The 17,715-nt window shown below is 63.2% G+C and carries 21 protein-coding genes and 1 tRNA gene; 21 read left to right on the top strand and 1 reads right to left on the bottom strand.

All coding sequences use genetic code 11. The annotated features are described in order from the left end of the window. Positions 1-43: 43 nt before the first annotated feature. The 8 genes from ACG33_RS08905 (at position 44) to ACG33_RS16525 (ending at position 8,556) form a co-directional block, all read left to right on the top strand. Positions 44-2,329, top strand: a complete 2,286-nt coding sequence (locus ACG33_RS08905; RefSeq protein WP_066920490.1) for a DNA translocase FtsK — start codon at positions 44-46, stop codon at positions 2,327-2,329. A gap of 5 nt (positions 2,330-2,334) precedes the next feature. Continuing rightward, positions 2,335-3,105: an outer membrane lipoprotein chaperone LolA gene (gene lolA, locus ACG33_RS08900; protein WP_083536633.1), complete on the top strand. Its 771-nt coding sequence runs from the start codon at positions 2,335-2,337 to the stop codon at positions 3,103-3,105. Between the two features lie 82 nt (positions 3,106-3,187). Next, entirely contained in the window at positions 3,188-3,604 is a 417-nt protein-coding gene (locus tag ACG33_RS08895; protein WP_066920486.1) for a VanZ family protein, read from the top strand. Positions 3,605-3,606: 2 nt separating this feature from the next. Next, positions 3,607-4,905, top strand: a complete 1,299-nt coding sequence (locus tag ACG33_RS08890) for a replication-associated recombination protein A (RefSeq protein WP_066920484.1) — start codon at positions 3,607-3,609, stop codon at positions 4,903-4,905. A gap of 270 nt (positions 4,906-5,175) precedes the next feature. Next, on the top strand, positions 5,176-6,453 hold the full coding sequence (gene serS, locus ACG33_RS08885; RefSeq protein ID WP_066920482.1) for a serine--tRNA ligase: 1,278 nt from the start codon (positions 5,176-5,178) through the stop codon (positions 6,451-6,453). 659 nt (positions 6,454-7,112) lie between these two features. After that, the gene (locus tag ACG33_RS08880; RefSeq protein ID WP_066920480.1) at positions 7,113-7,487 is read left to right on the top strand and encodes an antitoxin Xre-like helix-turn-helix domain-containing protein; all 375 of its coding nucleotides are present in this window, start codon (positions 7,113-7,115) and stop codon (positions 7,485-7,487) included. Continuing rightward, positions 7,484-8,005 (top strand): RES family NAD+ phosphorylase, encoded by a 522-nt coding sequence (locus ACG33_RS08875; protein WP_066920477.1) that lies wholly within the window; start codon positions 7,484-7,486, stop codon positions 8,003-8,005. The genes ACG33_RS08880 and ACG33_RS08875 overlap by 4 nt, the downstream gene beginning before the upstream one ends. Positions 8,006-8,286: 281 nt before the next feature. After that, complete coding sequence (locus ACG33_RS16525) at positions 8,287-8,556, top strand: hypothetical protein (RefSeq protein ID WP_066920476.1); 270 nt, start codon at positions 8,287-8,289, stop codon at positions 8,554-8,556. An 80-nt stretch (positions 8,557-8,636) separates the two neighbouring features. On the opposite strand, the gene ACG33_RS08865 is transcribed toward ACG33_RS16525, so the two are convergent. Continuing rightward, positions 8,637-9,308: a Bax inhibitor-1/YccA family protein gene (locus ACG33_RS08865; protein WP_066920473.1), complete on the bottom strand. Its 672-nt coding sequence runs from the start codon at positions 9,306-9,308 to the stop codon at positions 8,637-8,639. Between the two features lie 353 nt (positions 9,309-9,661). Here ACG33_RS08865 and ACG33_RS08860 point away from each other — a divergent pair. The 13 genes from ACG33_RS08860 (at position 9,662) to ACG33_RS08805 (ending at position 17,605) form a co-directional block, all read left to right on the top strand. Further along, positions 9,662-9,752, top strand: a tRNA-Ser gene (locus tag ACG33_RS08860). 99 nt (positions 9,753-9,851) lie between these two features. Continuing rightward, entirely contained in the window at positions 9,852-10,877 is a 1,026-nt protein-coding gene (locus ACG33_RS08855; RefSeq protein WP_157071727.1) for a tyrosine-type recombinase/integrase, read from the top strand. Then, complete coding sequence (locus ACG33_RS08850; protein WP_066920469.1) at positions 10,874-11,329, top strand: hypothetical protein; 456 nt, start codon at positions 10,874-10,876, stop codon at positions 11,327-11,329. The genes ACG33_RS08855 and ACG33_RS08850 overlap by 4 nt, the downstream gene beginning before the upstream one ends. Positions 11,330-11,416: 87 nt before the next feature. After that, positions 11,417-11,683 carry a hypothetical protein gene (locus ACG33_RS08845; RefSeq protein WP_157071726.1) on the top strand — a complete coding sequence of 89 codons (267 nt, stop codon included), beginning with the start codon at positions 11,417-11,419 and terminating at the stop codon, positions 11,681-11,683. Beyond that, complete coding sequence (locus tag ACG33_RS08840) at positions 11,680-12,402, top strand: HNH endonuclease (RefSeq protein WP_157071725.1); 723 nt, start codon at positions 11,680-11,682, stop codon at positions 12,400-12,402. Before ACG33_RS08845 ends, ACG33_RS08840 begins: the two co-directional genes overlap by 4 nt. Positions 12,403-12,442: 40 nt before the next feature. Next, entirely contained in the window at positions 12,443-12,640 is a 198-nt protein-coding gene (locus tag ACG33_RS16520; RefSeq protein ID WP_210398982.1) for a hypothetical protein, read from the top strand. Then, positions 12,637-14,511 (top strand): VapE domain-containing protein, encoded by a 1,875-nt coding sequence (locus ACG33_RS08830; RefSeq protein ID WP_066920461.1) that lies wholly within the window; start codon positions 12,637-12,639, stop codon positions 14,509-14,511. Before ACG33_RS16520 ends, ACG33_RS08830 begins: the two co-directional genes overlap by 4 nt. Further along, positions 14,403-15,574, top strand: a protein-coding gene (locus ACG33_RS08825; RefSeq protein WP_157071718.1) for an IS3 family transposase whose coding sequence is annotated in 2 segments (ribosomal slippage) — positions 14,403-14,685 and positions 14,685-15,574 — 1,173 coding nt in all. Because the reading frame shifts where the segments join, the coding sequence is not laid out codon by codon here. Before ACG33_RS08830 ends, ACG33_RS08825 begins: the two co-directional genes overlap by 109 nt. 67 nt (positions 15,575-15,641) lie before the next feature. Next, the gene (locus ACG33_RS08820) at positions 15,642-16,001 is read left to right on the top strand and encodes a VapE domain-containing protein (RefSeq protein WP_066920459.1); all 360 of its coding nucleotides are present in this window, start codon (positions 15,642-15,644) and stop codon (positions 15,999-16,001) included. After that, positions 15,998-16,174, top strand: coding sequence for a hypothetical protein (locus ACG33_RS16110; RefSeq protein ID WP_157071723.1), 177 nt, complete (start codon positions 15,998-16,000; stop codon positions 16,172-16,174). The genes ACG33_RS08820 and ACG33_RS16110 overlap by 4 nt, the downstream gene beginning before the upstream one ends. Continuing rightward, a complete protein-coding gene (locus ACG33_RS08815) occupies positions 16,171-16,671 on the top strand; it encodes a primase-like DNA-binding domain-containing protein (RefSeq protein WP_066920457.1) in 501 nt (166 codons plus the stop codon). The genes ACG33_RS16110 and ACG33_RS08815 overlap by 4 nt, the downstream gene beginning before the upstream one ends. 219 nt (positions 16,672-16,890) lie before the next feature. Then, positions 16,891-17,247, top strand: coding sequence for a hypothetical protein (locus tag ACG33_RS08810; protein WP_066920455.1), 357 nt, complete (start codon positions 16,891-16,893; stop codon positions 17,245-17,247). A 37-nt stretch (positions 17,248-17,284) separates the two neighbouring features. Further along, positions 17,285-17,605: a hypothetical protein gene (locus ACG33_RS08805; protein WP_066920453.1), complete on the top strand. Its 321-nt coding sequence runs from the start codon at positions 17,285-17,287 to the stop codon at positions 17,603-17,605. Positions 17,606-17,715 lie beyond the last annotated feature (110 nt).

Genomic DNA, 17,715 nt, shown 5'->3' with positions numbered 1-17,715 from the left:
AGGTGAGTTAATTTTGGGAAGTACGGCGCAGGCACGCGGAGGCATGGGACTGGGAGCGGCGGTCGTGCGATCCTTGCGCGAAGGGGCGTTGTGGGTGTTCGGTGCACTGGCGCTGATCGTGCTGGCGGCGCTGGTGACCTACGATCGGCATGATCCCTCCTTTGCGACCACCGGCGAGCCGGGCCCGATCTCCAATGTCATCGGTCCCTTCGGCGCGCATCTGGCGGGTTTGCTGGTGCTGCTGTTCGGCGTTGCGGCCTTCCTGTTCCCGCTCATGATCGCCTCGACGGGCTGGCTGCTGTATCAGGAGCGCGACAGCACCGGGCCGGCACCGTCGCGTGCCACCCTGGTATTCCGGGGTGTGGGTTTCCTGCTGACTCTGGTGACGACCTGCGGCCTGGCAAGTCTGCATTTCATGATATCCAGCTATCCGGATTCCGCCGGGGGGGTGCTGGGCTCGCTGGTCGGCAATGGCTTGGCGGCAGGGTTGAGTTTTCTGGGGGCGACCCTGCTGCTGCTGGCGCTGTGGCTGGCCGGTGTCTCCTTGTTCGCCGGCCTGTCCTGGATCGAAGTGATGGATCGAACCGGCCGTGCCGTACTGAGCAGCCTGGAGCGGCTGTCGCGGTGGATCATGAATGCCCGCGAGATTCGCGCCGGGCGCGAAGTGAAGGAAGCGCGCGCCGAGGCCGTCCGCGAAGAACGCAAGCGCGTCGAGAATCGCCCGCCGCCCAAGATCGAGACGGTGGTGCGCAAGGTCGAGAAGAGCGAACGGGTCGAGAAGGAACGCCAGGTGGCCATGTTCGAACCGTCCGCATCCAAGGAACTGCCGCCGCTATCCTTGCTGGACGATCCGCCGGTGCGGGCCGAGGGCTACTCTGCGGAGGCGCTGGAAGCGATGTCGCGGCTGGTCGAACTCAAGCTGCGCGATTTCGGCGTCGAGGCCGAGGTGGTCGCCGTCCATCCCGGCCCGGTGATTACGCGCTTCGAACTGAATCCTGCGCCCGGCATCAAGGTGAGTCAGATCAGCAATCTGGCGAAGGATCTGGCGCGGGCCTTGTCGGCGATCAGCGTGCGCATCGTGGAAGTGATCCCGGGCAAATCCACGGTCGGACTGGAAATTCCCAATGAAAAACGGGAAATCGTCACCCTGGGCGAGATCGTCAAATCCAAGGCCTATGACGATATGAATTCCTCCCTGGCGCTGGTGCTGGGCAAGGACATCAGCGGTGCGCCGGTCGTGGCCGATCTGGCCCGCATGCCCCATCTACTGGTCGGCGGCACCACGGGCTCGGGCAAGTCCACCGCGGTGAACGCCATGATCCTGTCGCTGCTCTACAAATCCAGCGCTGATCATGTGCGCATGATCATGATCGATCCGAAGATGCTGGAGTTGTCGGTGTACGAGGGTATTCCGCATCTGCTGGCGCCGGTCGTGACGGACATGAAGGAGGCGGCGAATGCATTACGCTGGTGCGTGGCTGAAATGGAGCGGCGCTACCAGCTCATGGCTGCCCTGGGCGTGCGCAATCTCGCCGGCTTCAATCGCAAGATTCGGGAAGCTCGCGAAGGTGGCCAGCCGATACGTGATCCGCTGTTGATGAAGATGCTGGGTCCCGATGCGGATGCGCAGGATGCGCCGTTCCTGGAGCCGTTGCCGTTCATCGTGGTAATCGTGGATGAGCTGGCCGACATGATGATGATCGTCGGCAAGAAGGTGGAGGAGCTGATCGCGCGGCTGGCGCAGAAGGCGCGCGCCTCGGGCATCCATTTGATCCTGGCGACGCAGCGGCCCTCGGTGGATGTGATCACCGGCCTGATCAAGGCCAATATCCCGACCCGCATTGCGTTCCAGGTGTCCGCGAAAGTGGATTCGCGCACGATCCTGGATCAGATGGGTGCGGAGCAGCTGCTGGGCCATGGCGACATGCTGTTCCTGCAGCCCGGCACCTCGGTGCCGGTGCGTGTGCACGGCGCGTTCGTTTCCGATCAGGAGGTGCATCGTGTCGTGGGCAGCCTGAAAGGTGCGGAGCCTAACTATGTCAGCGAGATCCTGGAGGGGCCGAGCGGACCCATTCCTGGCCTGCCGGGCGAGGGCGGGGAAGGGACCGAGGACGGCCAGGACGGCGAGCAGGATCCCCTGTATGACCAGGCTGTGCGGATCGTCATCGAAAGCCGCCGCGCTTCGATCTCGGGTGTGCAACGGCGTCTGAAGATCGGCTACAACCGTGCCGCGCGCATGATCGAGACGATGGAAGCGGCAGGCCTGGTGGGGCCGCTGCAATCCAACGGTTCACGCGAAGTGCTGGCGCCGCCGCCCGCCGGAGATTGAATGCGATGTCCTTGCTGCCCGTAGTGTCCGTCCCGAGATCAGGCGCATCGGCACGCGCATCGGTCGGGTGGGGATGGACGTTGGCCTGCGTGCTGGCGTGCATTCCAGTCTTGCCGGCCGTGCAGGCCGCGGCGACGCCGGCTGTCGGGACACCCGGCGATCTGGCAGCCGGACGCGAGCGTGTGGAACGCTTCCTCGGCGGACTGCAAGGGCTGGAGGCTCGCTTCAGCCAGACGCTCATGGATCGTACCGGGCAGATCGTGGACGAATCCAGCGGGCGCCTGTCCATTCGTCGGCCGAACCGGTTCCGCTGGGATTACCTCGAGCCGCACAGCCAGCTCATTGTCGCCGACGGCACGCGTATCTGGCTGTATGACGCGGATCTTGAACAGGTGACGGTGCGGGCGCTGGACGACACCTTGTCGGCGACACCGGCCATGCTGCTGGGCGGCGAAGGGAGGCTGGAAGATAATTTCACGGTTACGCAGGTCGGTCATGAGACGGTTGCCGGCAGTGTGGTCCCTGGAGCCTCTGGTGCGGTGCTGCAGTGGGTGCGCATGGAGCCCAAGCGCGCCGACACCGACTTCAAATGGGTTCGGCTAGGTTTCCAGGCCGACTCGTTGAGATACATGGAGCTGGCGGACAAACTAGGCCAGGTCACTCGCCTGGAGTTCAGCGGGCTGGAGCGCAACCCGCCCCAGGATCCGTCACGGTTTACCTTTACCATCCCTCCGGGTGCCGACATCATCGGCGATGCCGCCGTTTCCCGAGAGTAACGCTCCGGCGCCGGGGCGAACGCCGAAGGCGACAAATCCGGATCCCTCGAGCCCGGGCGGGCGGATCCAGCAGGTATCATCGATGCGGTTATTGCTGCGACATCCCCGTACCTGGCTCGTGCTGGGTTGGCTCATGATCCTGGTGGTCGTGGCCCTGAGCCTGATGCCGGGTCAAAAGCTGCCGGCCACCGGCCTCAATGACAAGTTCCAGCACGGTACGGCATATGCGTTGCTGGCGCTGTGGTTTGCCGGCATTTACCCACGGTCGCGTTATTGGCTGATCGCCATCGGCCTGTTGTTGCTAGGGGTGGGCATCGAGTTTGCGCAGGGGGCGATGAGCTTCGGGCGCGAGGCGGATTTGCGGGATGTGCTGGCAAACGGCGGCGGCATCGCGGTGGGTCTGGGGCTTGCTTGGCTGTGGTTGGGCGGATGGGCGCAGCAGGTGGAGGATTGGAGCGCGTCTCTCGCGAAACTGACAGGCGCGAAGCGGCGATCGTGAGCATGCCGGGAGAGCGCCAGGATATAAGCCGTCAGGAGGATGGGCGGCCGCTGGCCGATCGCATGCGCCCGGACGTGCTGGATGACTTCATCGGCCAGGAACATCTGTTCGGTTCCGGCAAGCCGCTGCGGCGTATGCTCGAGGGAGGACCGCTGCATTCGATGATCCTGTGGGGACCGCCGGGCACGGGCAAGACTACGCTGGCGCGGCTGGTGGCGCAGTCCTGCGATGCGCAATTCATCGCCTTGTCGGCGGTCATGGCGGGTGTGAAGGATATTCGCGCGGCGGCCGAAAGCGCCCGCACTTCGCGTCAGCAAGCGGCGCGCCGTACCGTTCTGTTCCTGGACGAGGTACATCGTTTCAACAAGGCGCAGCAGGATGCCTTCCTGCCCTGGGTGGAGGACGGCACCCTGATATTCATCGGTGCGACCACCGAGAACCCGTCCTTCGAACTCAACAACGCCTTGCTGTCGCGCGCACGAGTGTATGTGCTGCGTGCCTTGACGGAGCCGGATCTGCGCCGGGTGCTGGAACGTGCGCTGCATCACCTGGCACGGCAAGCGTGCGACGAGGATGCGGCGCTGAGCTTGATCGCCCGCGCCGCGGATGGCGATGCGCGCCGCGCCTTGAATATGCTCGAACTGGCGCTGGACCTGGCTGATGGCAGCGAGCCGCCGCGCCTCACCGAGGCGATCGCCAATGAGGTGGCCATGGGTGGACTGCGCCGCTTCGACAAGCAGGGCGAAGCCTTTTATGACCAGATCTCGGCGCTGCACAAGTCGGTGCGCGGCTCGGATCCGGATGCCGCCTTGTACTGGCTGTGCCGAATGCTCGATGGCGGCTGTGATCCACGTTATCTCGCGCGCCGCGTGCTGCGCATGGCCAGCGAGGATATCGGCAATGCCGACCCGCGGGCGCTGACCCTGGCGCTGGAAGCCAGTGAGGTATATGAGCGCCTGGGCTCGCCGGAAGGGGAACTGGCCATCGCGCAGGCGGTGGTTTTCATGGCTTGCGCCGCCAAAAGCAACGCCGTCTATGTGGCCTATGGCGAGGCGATGGCCGATGCCCGCACGCTGGGTTCGCTGGAGGTGCCGATGCATCTGCGTAACGCGCCTACCCGGCTGATGAAGGAACTCGGTTACGGCAAGGGTTATCGCTACGCTCACCACGAGCCGGAGGGCTATGCAGCCGGCGAGAATTATTTTCCCGAGGGCTTCCCGCAGCGCCGGTATTACCGGCCCGTGCCACGCGGTCTGGAAATCAAGATCGCCGAGGCCCTGGCACGCCGCAAGGCCAAGTGAGGCGCGGAGCAAGGAGCAAGGAGCAAGGAGCAAGGAGCAAGGAGCAGAAGGACAGGCGCGCGGACCGGGGTAAAACCTTTCACGCGAGTTGCCGGCGCGTCCAACCCGTTGCGTACGGACGGCTGAAAGACAACCGGCTTTGCGCCGCCGGTACAGATCTCTACACTATCGGTAACCCGCTTGTGGCGCCCCGCAGATAGCTCGCCGTCCTTCAAGTCGATTCGGCGCACTGCGCCGGTTCTCCTGTCCGAATCACCGGTTCCCATCGTCATGCTCGATCCCAAACTGCTTCGCTCCGATCCCGCCGCCGTGGCCGCGAATCTCGCACGCCGCGGTTTCCAGCTCGACCAGGAGCGCCTGCGCACGCTGGAGGAGTCGCGCAAGAAATGGCAGGTGCGCTGTGATGAGCTGCGCAATGAGCGCAATGTCCATGCCAAGACCGTCGGCAAGGCGAAGGCTCAGGGCCAGGACATCGCACCGCTGCTGAAGCAGGTGGAGGATCTGGGGGTACAGCTCGGCCAGGCCGAGGTGGAGTTGAATACGGTGCAGGCCGAGCTCGATCAACTTCTGCTCGGACTGCCCAACCTGTTGAGCGCCGACGTGCCGGAGGGGCGGGATGAGACGGCGAACGTCGAGATCCGCCGCTGGGGCGAGCCTCGCCGGTTCGATTTCGAACCGTGCGATCACGTCGCCCTCGGGGAGGCACTGCAACAGATGGATTTCACGACGGCGGGCCGGATCTCCGGCGCGCGCTTCAGCGTGCTCAGCGGCCCGCTGGCACGGCTGCAACGGGCGCTGATCCAGTTCATGCTGGATCTGCATACCGGCGAGCACGGCTATCGCGAAGTCTATGTGCCCTACCTAGTCAATGCGCAGGCCATGCAGGGCACGGGTCAGCTGCCGAAGTTCGAGGCCGACCTGTTCGCGCTCGAGGGCGACACACGCCTGTATTTGATTCCCACCGCGGAAGTGCCCGTCACCAACCTGGTGCGCGAATCGATCGTGGAGGCCGCGGCATTGCCGCTGCGTTTCGTGGCCCATACACCATGCTTCCGTTCCGAGGCAGGCTCGCACGGCAAGGACACGCGCGGCCTGATCCGCCAGCACCAGTTCGAGAAAGTGGAGCTGGTGCATTTGGTGCGCCCGCAGGACTCCCCTGCCGAACATGAGCTCCTGACGCGCAATGCCGAGCAGGTATTGCAGCGCCTGGACCTGCCGTATCGCGTGGTCGCCTTGTGTGCCGGCGACATAGGTTTCGGATCGGCCAAAACCTATGATCTGGAAGTGTGGCTGCCGGGCCAGGGCAAGTATCGGGAGATTTCTTCCTGCTCCAACTTCGCGGCCTTCCAGGCGCGACGCATGCAGGCGCGCTGGCGTAATCCCGAGACCGGCAAGCCTGAAGTGCTGCACACGCTCAATGGTTCGGGCGTGGCGGCAGGACGGGCGCTGGTCGCCGTGATCGAGAACTACCAGCAGGCCGACGGCAGCGTGACGGTGCCGCAGGTGCTGCGGCCCTACATGGGCGGCGTGGAGGTCATCCGGCCGTAGCGGGTGCGCGGCGCGCAAATCGTTCCAGTCTTTCTCGTCGTTACTACAACACCGGCTTCCACTGGCGCCTGTCCCATCTATTATCCGGGATCGCTCGCCGGTCTGGGATCAACACAGGAAGTTACAGCCCATATCGGAACCCATATCGGGCTCGCGCTGGCTGGGTGCAGTGTTGGAATGCGGCAGAGGGGCGCGAGAAGCTTACCGTGCTGCGCGCGGCGGTGTCAGTGGCGATTGCGATGAGTATCCGCTTACAGGTACGTACGAGAGTGGGCAAGTCAACTATGGACCGCCCAACAACCATGTTTCGCTGCAGATGCTCAACGCTGGTGAGAATCGTCGCGCAGGCTCCGCATGGTGGTGGTTCCTGGTTCGGTGCCGAGTTGTCAAGAATGGACGCTTCGAGGTCAGGCCGCAGCCATTGGCGACGTATGGAAAGGATGCCCAATGATGAGTTGCTATCCCTAACTGACGGATCGAGGTACCTGGCATCGGGCAATCTGGCCGCACTCACGTATCTGGTCGGAGCACAGGCATCTTTTTCATGCTTCGTTATTTATGGGTTGTAATACTGGCCTCTGGATCCAGCAGCATACAACAAACTTGAAACCGACATAAAAGCGCCATAGACTGGTGGTATCTATTTAGGAGACCCCACCATGGCCGCCCACCATGATTTCCAGGCCTTCACTGAGGGACTGCGCGTGCCGGGCCTACCGCTGATCGCCCCGGACCGCTTCGCCGAAGCGCTGCACCTGCGTCAGCAGGAACTGGCTCAACTCGCCCGCGTCCATCGCACCACCGTGGCCGACGCCCCAACCAACGCAAAGCTGCAGCAGTACATGCGCGACACGTTGCGGGTGCTGTCCGCCGCTACCGAGGTCAGCGGTGAGCGTACGCGCGCGATCTACTGGTATCGCAACACCCCTATCCCCGAATTCGAGCACCGCACTGCCGAACAACTGGTGTCCACGGGCAAGGCCGAGGCGGTCATGTCTTACCTGTTGTCCGTCGGTGGCGGCTCGACCGGATGATCCTGGTCGATCTCCGCCCCGGCTCGATCTACTACCGCGCGTTCCCGCCGCGGTGGGCGCACAGGCCCGAAAGCGGCACCGGCGCCGCGATCCGCGGCGGTCGCTTCAACCGCCCGGGCGTCGAGGCTCGCTATCTTGCCGCTAGCACAGAGGTCGCTTTGCGCGAGTACCAGGCCGAGTCGCCTTTGCTACCGCCGGCGACGATTGCCTCCTTTCTGGTAACAGCGAACAAAGTGGTCGATTTCACCGGCGGATATGATGCCGAGCACTGGAGCGAGATCTGGGGCGAGGCGTACTGCAACTGGAAAGGTATGGCCTTCCTCGACGAAATCGAACCACCGAGCTGGGTCATCGGCGATCTCGTGCGCGAGGCCGGTCATCCGGGGATTCTTTACCGCTCGGCTCTCAACTCGGAGGGAATCTGCCTGGTGCTGTTTCCGGAACTGGCCGAACGGGCTGGCTTCATCGCATCTGTGTATGACCCGGACAGTCGACTGCCCGAAGAGGTGCCACGTTGAAAAGGCGCGCTGGCGTAATCCCGAGACCGGCAAGCCTGAAGTACTGCACACGCTCAATGGTTCGGGCGTGGCGGCAGGACGGGCGCTGGTTGTGGTGATCGAGAATTACCAGCAGGCGCGTCGCTGATCGGTCAATTGGACTATGCTGACGCAGCAGTCAAGATGAATGGCTATGCGACGGCGATCGAGGCGACTCAGAAGGCCTATGCCCAGGTCAGCAGGCTATCGTTATTCGACAAAATCTAGTCTGGGAGCACGCAATATCCCTGCAACTGGCTCTGGTGGATCCGGCACGATCCGCCGGCTCGCGCAGAGCCGCCGAACGCGCCGTCTTGAGCCGTGCCGCGGCTTCGCCCGCATCAGACTGCGCGGCACTCGGAAGCGAAGCTTCCAATCCGCAAGCATCGCTCGCCACCTTCAGAGCGCCGATGCGCGGTGGTCTGCAAGGCATCGATGCAGGAGAGCCGGCGCTGTCGGTCCTTGCGCCCGCGCTGCAGGGCATGCAGCGTAACCGTGTCCTGGCCTTGCTCGGTACGGGTGCGACCGGCTAATGAAAAAGGGCGCTGCATCGGCAGCGCCCTTTTCGATCCCTCGCTTCGTTATAGAAGCGCCTCGCCGTCGGCGGCTCGGGTCAGTCGTCCCCGGCGGCACCCAGCAGATGGAGCAGGCTCAGGAACATGTTGTAGAGGCTCACGTACAAGGTGACGGTGGCCATGATGTAGTTGCGTTCGCCGCCACGTACGATAGTGCTGGTCTGAAACAGGATCAGACCGGCGCTGACGACCAGGAACAGACCCGACACCACGAGCGCGACGTTGGGCAGATTGAAGAAATACGCGACCAGGCCCAGGGCGAAAGCACCGATTGCCCCGACCACCAGGAAGCCGCCCATGAAGCTGAAATCACGCTGGCTCTTGACGGCATAGGCCGATAGGCCCAGGAACGAAATCGCAGTGGTGCCGAAGGCCGTCATGATGATCTGTGAGCCATTGGGCAGGAACTGCAGATAGGCATTCAGGATCGGGCCCAGGGTGAGCCCCATGAAACCTGTCAGGGCAAACACCCAAAGCAGACCCCAGGCGCTGTTCTGAGTCTTGTGGACGGCGAACAGCAGGCCGAAATAGCCCACCAGGGTCACCAGGCCAAAATGAGGAATGTTCAAGGCCATCGCCACGCCCGCCATCAGGGCACTGAAGGCAAGAGTCGCGCCCAATAGCAGGTAAGTGCTGCGCAGAACCTTGTTTGCGGCAAGCGCCTGTGCGCTTACGGAGGAACCGGCGATGTTACTGGGATAAGACTGCATGCATTCAATCTCCGATGACGGTCAGTCGGGCCATACGTTCCCAGGCAAGCGGCCCGGGCCCTGATTTAGCAGGATTCGACCGTGGATCGAGATATAAGTTGCCAAGTTATCTCGACTGTCAGGCAAATCGGCTGCATATTAACAATAGGAGCTGACCGGTGTGTGGTTTTGTGTTGATCGCTGCAGCAATTCGCAGTGGTAGGCCAAAAACACCGCAGGCATGATAAAGCCTGCGTCGCAGGCAGCGGTTTCCCGCTAGAATGCAGCGCTGCTGTAGAAGGTTCAGCGAGTCTGAAACGGAGATGTGGCCGAGTGGTTTAAGGCACCTGTCTTGAAAACTTGAGTTTGAGTGCGGAGAGGTGGCAGAGCGGTTGAATGCGACGGTCTTGAAAACCGTTTAACCTTCAAAGGGTTACGTGGGTTCGAATCCCACCCTCTCCGCCAGCCACACTCGCCGTAGTTGCACTCCCGGTTTCACTGGGGTGCCAGTTTCGCAGTAGATTGGCTCCTGCGTGCTCCTACGCGCCACCTGTGGAGTCAAACGTGCCATCGTTCCAGAAGCGCCGCCTCGACGACGGATCGCTCAGCGTCGTCGCCCTCGTCCGGATCAAGGGTTTCAAACCTGTCAGCAAGGCATTCCGCGACGAGAAGGAGGCCAAGGTCTGGGCTGCATCGACAGAGGCGGAGCTGAAGCGCCAGAGGGATCGCGGAGCCGGTCGGGAGGACACCACCCGCATGACGATCCGCACGCTGTGCGAGAACTTCCTGAACGATCCCAAGACGCTCGGCTTGAAGAGCTACGACGGCCTGGAACTTCTCATCTCGTGGTGGATGAACGAGTACGGCAACGAGCGCGTGATGGGCTTCGGCGTGACGAAGGTTCGCGATGCGCGGGACCGCCTGCTGCCGGGGCGCGCTCCGGCCACGGTGAACCGTCACCTCTCCGCGATGCGCGCGTGCTGGAACTGGGGGCGACACGCCGGGCTCATCGCCAACGAGAGCGCATGGCCCGGCAAGGTGATGCTGACCGAGCCGCCGGGGCGTGCGCGGTTCCTCGACGACGACGAGCTGAAGAAGGTTCTCAACGCGGTGTCGAAAGAGCCTGCGTGGTTCAACGCCGCCGTGCTCGTCGCGCTAGGCACGGGCGTCAGACGCGGCGAGCTGCTGCGCCTGTGCTGGAAGGACGTGGACCTCGAAGGGCAACGCATCGTCGTCCTTGAGACCAAGAACGGGACTCCACGGGCGGTACACCTGCCGGGGCCGGCGGTGCGGGCGCTGAAGGCGCTAGGTCGAAAGCACGATCCCGGCGAGCGCGTGTTCCCGTACTCGGACAGCTACCTCGCTCACACGTGGAAGGCGCTGATGTCGAGGATCAGTCTCAAGAACTTCCGGTTCCACGACCTGCGGCACACCTGCGCCAGCTACCTCGCGCAAGGCGGGGCGTCGCTGCTTGAGATCGGCAGCGTGCTCGGCCACAAGAGCCCGAGCGTGACGATGCGCTACGCGCACCTCGTGCAGGGCGCGCCGCTCGCGGCCCACTCCAAACTCGAAGGGAAGTTGAAGCGATGAAACGCACCGACGCCCTGCACGAGTTCATGACTTCGATGGGCCTGACGATCCCGAGAGGTCTCTACGACACGACCCTCGCGAACGGCGTACTCGCATCCGCGCTCATCTCCGCAGCGGTGAAAAAGTTCACCGAGGACAACGGCGGACTGGTCGCAGCGGTATCCGATAAGCGTATCACGCCGCAACGCTACTTCGTCGCGGAGTTCTTGACGATGCCGAAGAAGGACGCGCAGGCGCTCATCATGCAAGGGCGCTCACCGGGCACGAGGAAAGAGATGATCGAGATCCTCGACGTTTCGACGCAGGCGCTATGGAAGTACGAGAAGAAGTACGGTGAGGTTCTCAGGATGCTGCGCGCCGAGTTCGGAGTAGCCACGCGGCTAGAGTTCATCGCGCTCGTCCGCGCCGCGACGACCGGGCAACTGGCTGATCCCGACGCATCAACTCCCTAGTTGATCCCTGCATCAACTGGCTGGTTGATTCCAAACCCGCTCACGTCAGTATAAATAACTGTGCGTCCCGGATACCGGAGCGCACAGATGAGCGAGAACAAGTTCAGATCGTGGTCGCTGGCCGACTGGCCAGACGACGTATATCCCAACGACTCCCTTCGCGCCCGCCGCGTGCTGCGCGTCTACCGCAAGGAGCTGATGAGCTGCGGCGCGGTCTCGCGCGTCGGCCGCGAGCTGGTCGTGTTCGCCGATCCCTACATCAGGTGGGTCAAGAGCAAGGCCGAGCGCGTGCAGAACTTCAAGGTCGCCGCGAACGAGGCGCGCAAGGCCACCGTTGACGAGCCTGCGGCGTGATCATCGTGGACATCCTTGAATGCGTTCGCAGGTTCAAGCCGCCGAGCGACGGGTGCTGCTTCTACTGCGATGCGCCTTACTCCGACGACGCGGGATTCGAGCGCGATCACTTCCCTGTCCCGGCCAGTGCTGGCGGCGAGTGGACCGTGTGGGCCTGCGCGAAGTGTCACCAGCGCAAGGACCGCGCGGGCGAGAAAGAACAGTACGCATGGGCCGAAGACCAGATCGAAGAAGAGCACAGGACCGTGCTTCACAACGAAGGCGAGTGGGCGTTCATCTACGGTCGGTGCGCCATCATCGACCCGACGACGATGTTCAACATGCTCGACGACCTGCACGACTTTCGGCCGAGAGTGAGAGTCCTCATCGCGGCGCAGTTGGCATGGCAGGTTCGCGCGATGCACGCCCGCGTCAACAGGCTTGCGCGGACCTGCGAGGGACGCAAGGCGCTCGCCACTCCGACGCCAAGAGTCGAGCGTGATCACGACGCCCTCAGACAGCTACGGCAGGCAGAGATTCGCGAGGCTAAACGGCTGGCGCGAGATCCCGAGTTCATGGCCGACCTTCCCGACTGGATGCGCGAGCGGTTCGAGAAGATCGAGCGGCTGTGCGCCCAAAAAGAAACGGGTCCCGACGCGACAACGCCGGAACCCGAAGACATCGAACTGATGAAGCGCCCACAACCATCCGGGGAGAACAGAAGTGAGCGGAGCAGATAATACAGCGATCAGATTCGTGGAGCCGGCGGAGGGGCGAACGGTGGTCCCGCTGCTGTGCCCGACGTGCGGCTCGACCGACGTGAAGAAGCACCAGGCGTTTGCGGTCAAGGAATCGGACTCTGAAAACGACGCCGGAATCCTGTCTGGCGCGCACCTCCAATGCGGCGAGTGCGGCGCACGACTCACGATCAGGATCGAGAGGCACCGGATCTTGATCAAGTGGTTCGATGCGCGATGAGCAAGGCCGGCAAGGTCATCTCGCCGATGGAGTTCCTGCGCGAGCTGGTCGGACCTGTCGGGGGCGAAGCGCGGGCGTGGATCACCTCGTTCCCCGACGCCGACGACCCGTCGTGGCAGGGGCGCGCCATCCGCGTGGACGATGACCGCGAGTTCTCGCCGCGCCTGAACCACTACGTCTCGACAGCCGCGTTCCCGCCGAAAGCCAAGGGCAGGACCATCGAGAACATGATCGCGTGCGTCGCCATCGTGGTCGATGATCCGACCACCAAGGGCGATGCGGCAAAGCTGTTCAGGACGCTAGGCAAGCCCACGGCGCGCGTCCAGACCAGCGAAGGCAACTATCAGTGGTGGTACTTCCTGACGGAAGGGGCCACGGCCGCGCAGGTCCGACCCGTGTTGGAGAAGGTCGTAGCCCTGGGGCTCGGCGACAAGAGCGGCAACAACGCGGCCAGGTACGCCCGCATCCACTGCGGCGTGAACAACAAGCGCGAGCACGGCGAGCCCTTCGGCGTTCACATGGTCGAGTGGACCGGCAACAGGTTCGGCATCGATGAGATCGCGGAAGCCTTGGGCGCTGCGCAAGGCGACCTCGAAACGGACGACGACGATAGCGACGAACCGAAGGCGATCATCCAGCGCGCCAGCGACGGGGAGCTGGAACGGCTCATCAAGAGCGGCGAGAGCTTTCACGGACCGATGGTGCAGCTAACCGCGCGGGCGATCTGCAACGGCGAGCTGGAGAAGGACGCCCTGCGCCGGCTGCGCGCGCTGATGTTCGAGAGCGAGGGGCAGGACAACCCGAAACGCAAGAGCAGTTGGGAAAAGACGCTCGGCAACATCCCGAGGATGTTAGCCAGCGCGAAGGTGAAGTTCCCGCAGGGAGCCGTGAGGTCGCAGCTACGGCGCGGCGACGGCGGATCGATCATCGCCGACGAGGAGAACGTGCGCCTGATCGTGGAGCACGACTCGTCGCTCGCCGGCATGGTCCGCTATGACGAACTGAGCATGCGCCGCGTGCTCGTGCGCCCGGTGCCCGGCGACACCGCCGTAGTCGCTAGCGACGAGTACCCGCGACAGTGGCGCGACGAGGACTCGGTCGCCATGCAGCAGTACGTGCAGCGCCACTACATGCCGCGCATCGGGCGCGACAAGGTGGACGGGGCGCTGGGCACATGGGCCCGCTCGCGCTGGTCGTTCCACCCGATCCGCGACTACCTGAAGCGGTTGGAGTGGGACGGCAAGCCGAGGCTAGACGACTGGCTGACCACGTACCTTCAGGCGAAGGGTGCGCCCGAGGCGTACCTGCGGGCGGTCGGGGCGAAGTGGATGATCGCGGCGATAGCTCGGGTCATCGAGCCGGGATGCCAGGCCGACTACGCGCTGGTGCTCGAAGGCGGGCAAGGCAAGAAGAAAAGTAGCGCGCTGCGTGCGCTCGCCGGAGACGAGCACTTCTCCGACTCGCTTCCCGGCGACCTGTCGAGCAAGGACGCCGCCGACCACATCAGGGGGAAGTGGATCATCGAGCTTCCCGAGCTGGCGCAGTTCAGAAAGAGCGAGATCGAAACAGTCAAGGCGTTCATCACACGCCGGGTCGAACGGTTCCGGCCAGCGTTCGGCAGGTTCGAGATCGAGTACCCGCGACAGTGCGTGTTCGCCGGCACGACCAACGAGGACCAATACCTGATCGACGACACCGGTGACGCTGCCTCGGTTTCACGTACATCAGATTATTGGTATTTTCTGATGAACGGGAGAACGAAATGGGCAAGAAAGAGTACACGTCGAACCGGCAGTATACGGATGAGTTCAAGATCGAAGCGGTGCGACTTGCGGCGTCGATCGGAGGTAATCCTGCAGCCAAGCGCTTAGGGATTCCGCAGTCCACGGTAACGAACTGGGTTCGCCGCAGCAAGGCGGGGACGCTTGGCGAGCCTGGGGCAGCGCCGGTAAAGCGGCCCGTGTCGGAGTTGGAGATTGAGAACACCCGGTTGCGTCGCGAACTGGCGAACGCCAAGTTAGATCTTGAGATCGTAAAAAAAGCGGCGGCGTATTTCGCAAGGGAATCGCGGTGAGGTACGCCTGGATCGAAGCACATCGCGACCAGTACAGTGTGAGCCGATTGTGCCGGCTGCTCGCCGTCTCGCGCTCGGGCTACTGCCAATGGCGTGGCCGCCCGCCGAGCGAACGTACACTGGCCAATGCGGCGCTCGACGCACGAGTGGCGGCGATGCATGCGGCTAGCGGACGCAGCTACGGGCGTCCGCGGATCGTAGAAGGCCTGCGCAGCCAGGGGCTCACGGTTGGCCACGAACGGGTGCGCAAGAGCCTGCACCGCCAGGGTCTACGGCCGGTCTACAAGCGTGCCTACCGTGTAACGACCGACTCGAATCATCGCAAGCCGATCGCGGCCAACGTTCTGGAGCGTCGATTCGATGGCTGGTCGGTCAACCAGGCGTGGGTGGCCGACATCACGTTCGTTGCGACCGGCGAGGGCTGGCTGTACTTGGCTGCGGTGATGGATCTGAGCAGCCGGCGCATCGTGGGCTGCTCAATGAGCGATCGCATCAATGCCGACCTGGTGTGCAGCGCTCTGCGCTCGGCGTATTGGCGTCGCAAACCGGCGGGGGATCTGATCATGCATACCGATCGCGGCAGCCCGTACGCAAGCGACCGATATCGCAACATGATCAAGGACTTCCGAATGGTTCAGTCGATGAGTCGGCGTGCGAACTGCTGGGACAACTCCCCAATTGAAAGTTTCTTCAAGACGTTGAAAGTTGAGCGCGTCTATCAACTGCGTTACGAAACGCGAGCCCAAGCTCGACTCGACCTCGTCAACTGGATAGAAGGCTTCTACAATCTGCAACGAATGCATTCATCGATCGGCTATCAGACGCCGGCTGCTGCTGAATCCAGTCTCAGGGCTGCATAGGTGGTGTACGTCGAATCGAGGCAAGATCACCGGCAACAGGCGCTTCTGGCCTGTCAGGTGCGGCGGCGTGAACCTCGTGCGCCTGACGCGCGACCGCGATCAGCTCTGGGCCGAAGCGCACGCGCGCTACAAGCAAGGCGAACGCTGGCACCTGGACTCCGAACTCGAATCGCTCGCGGCCAAGCAGGCGGAGGGTCGCAGGCTCAGAGACCCGTGGCACGACGAGCTGTCCGTGATGCTCAAGACCGGAAGCCTGAAGGACAGGGACGAGCTGCTCCCCGGAGAGGCGCTCAAGGAGCTTGGCGTCGGGGCGGAGAAGCTCACGCAGTTCAACGCGGGTCGGGTCGGAAAGATCTTCAGGGCGCTCGGATGGCGGAAAAAATCGCCTTCCGCGCGTGTGTACGTCAGGCCGAAGGAGGCGAAATGAACCTCGACACAGCGCAATTAGGCCGGCTGCATCACAGCAGCATCATGCATCATTTTCCCTATTACAGCCCAAACTGCCATAGCCCTAAATTCTGCTCTATTAGGGAAAATGATGCTGATGATGCAGTGATGCAGTTGCCGGTTTCCGGCCTCGGCGGAGCGGCGCTGTCATGACATCGCGCGCACAGCATCCCGCCATCGATCACGTCCGCAAGTTCCTCGACGAGTGCTGCGTGCTCAGCGCATCGGATCACGTGTCCATCGGTGCCATGCACAAGGCTTACGTCCTCTGGTGCGAGGTGCGCGACGTGAAGCACCGCAGGCTCGACCCTGTTCCCTTCCTCGCAGCTTTGGAGCAGGACCACGGCATCGTGGCCTGTACGTGTCGCTGGCAGGAGGACGGCGTGTGGCACAGCGCCTACGCGCTCAAGGGCGTGCGCTTCAAGGATGAGAGGCTAAGCGCATTGCGCAAGGACATCGAGCGTGCCGGCGATTACGTCGATGCGTACATGGCGCTGAGCGGTCGGGTGAAGGAGACGAAAGAGGCGGCGGAAGCGGAGACGGTCGAGGCGGCCGAGGACGAACGGAAGCGGAAGAGCCGCGAGTACTACCTGAAGAACAAGGACCGCCTCAAGGCTCGGCGCAACGCGCAGCGAAGGGCGAAGCGATGAGCGCAACAACTTTACATCGTTGCCTTCGGCCCCTAGGGGTGCCTGAAAAGCCAAAGCGTCGATGTCTCGACACCGCGTCCCCAGGTCAATTTTGACGAGGGATCTATGGCAAAAACGATTTTCGATGCTCGACGTTCGATCCGTCCGCACGCGGATCGCGGCACCGTGAACGACGGCGGGCAAAAGTGCGCAACGTAATTTGAGAAGGAGTGAACGACGATGACGACGACGAACGACGAACAGCGGCCTGACTTCGACGCGATCGAGCGGATCGCGTGGGCGTACTTCGGACTGCACTTCCAGAAGTTCATGGCGCTCCCGCGCGGCGAGCTTCGACGCTTGATGGACGTGGCCGGCGTTGATGGCGAGACGGCGGTCGGGATTCTCGACACGATCAAGCGGCTCTCGTATGCGTACTTCGGCGACCGCTTCGACCGCGTGTTGAGCCTGCCGGTCGAAGACTTCGGGCGGCTGATGGACCACGCCGGAATCGACCGGACCCGGATCGTCGGCGTGATGAAGGCGCTGCGCTCCCTCGATCGCGACGAGGAGATGCGCAAGAGGTTCCTACAATGATCGCGCGCATCCGTCGCCGGATCAGGCAACTCATCGAATGGGCGTCACGACAATGGTGGCTGTGAAGAAGCGCCTCGCGCAGAAGAAGACGTACCGCGTGCAGCATCGCGCAAAGATCGCCGTTGCGCAGAAGGAATGGCGCGAGAAGAACAAGCCAAAGCGAAAACGCTATGCGAAAGCATGGTACGCGAAGAACCGCGAGAGCGAGCTTGCGAAGGCTCGGGCGCGTCGCGCCTCGCACCCAGACTACATGACCAAGTACGGCCGGGCGTACTACGCCGAGAACCGCGAGAAGATCAACGAGAGGCGGCGGGCCGCGCGCAGGAAGCGAGGCGCGCAGTGGAGAACACGGAAATGAGCGTGAGCGGTGTACATCGAACCATCCCCCGCCGGACAATCCTCCCGTCGTCCCTGCGTGATGTTGTGGATACGACCCGCCGCACCAGCCTGCGCGACGCCGGCTTCCCG

The sequence above is a fragment of the Steroidobacter denitrificans genome (assembly GCF_001579945.1).
GTDB lineage: Bacteria > Pseudomonadota > Gammaproteobacteria > Steroidobacterales > Steroidobacteraceae > Steroidobacter > Steroidobacter denitrificans.
This window is presented reverse-complemented; position numbering and strand designations above follow the sequence as displayed.